At 59.0% G+C, this 670-nt stretch carries 1 protein-coding gene; it reads left to right on the top strand.

All coding sequences use genetic code 11. From position 1 onward, the window contains the following. Window positions 1–336 (top strand): hypothetical protein (locus tag IE264_RS38880; protein ID WP_229888007.1); only part of this gene is annotated, 336 nt, incomplete at its 5' end. Between the last annotated feature and the right edge of the window lie 334 nt (window positions 337–670).

The following is a 670-nucleotide window of genomic DNA, read 5'->3' as shown; positions in this document are numbered from 1 at the left end:
CTGTGGGACGACGTGGTGGCCGGGCCTCGCCCGGAGACGGGCCTCGACAAGCTCCGCCGGGCCGCCGCCACCCAACCCCTCGCCATCAACACAGCTGCAGGGGAGGCGATTAAGCAGTCGCCGTCGATGCCGACGACCCCGACCACGCCGGTGACGCCGTCGTCGTCGACGCCCCCGCGCGGCGGCAGCGTGTGGCGGAGCGTTTTCCACCCCGGGAGCAACCTGGCCACCAAAAGCCTCGGCGCCAACCTCTTCGACCGCCCGCAGCCCAACTCCCCCACCGTCTACGACTGGCTTTACAGCGACGAGACCAGGACCAGGAGCAACCACCGCTAAATAAGAGCCGTCGGCCGAAGAAGAAGAGAGGGTGCTCAACAACTTCTGCGACGCCGCCATGTTTGCTGCTCTTTTGGTTATCTAATCCTGCATAGCGTACGTTGCCGTCCGAGGCTGCATGTGGTTTGTCTTGAGCTTCGTACTACTGTCTACTAGTGCTTGTAACTTTCTTTTCTTATCCCGGTCTGCTCACTGCATGCTAGCGAGTGATGGGTGTGTATGTGTGTACTTTGTGTACGCTCCATGTGTAAATTCTCGTGTGTGTGGTGTGGTGTTCTCAATGTTTAACCACCTACTATGGTAAGACAATAACAGCCTCAGAGCAAGCTTTTCC

This window comes from Streptomyces microflavus (assembly GCF_014650075.1).
Taxonomy (GTDB): Bacteria; Actinomycetota; Actinomycetes; order Streptomycetales; family Streptomycetaceae; genus Streptomyces; species Streptomyces microflavus.
Note: the sequence above shows the minus strand (reverse complement) of the source record. Positions and strands in the feature narration are given on the sequence as shown.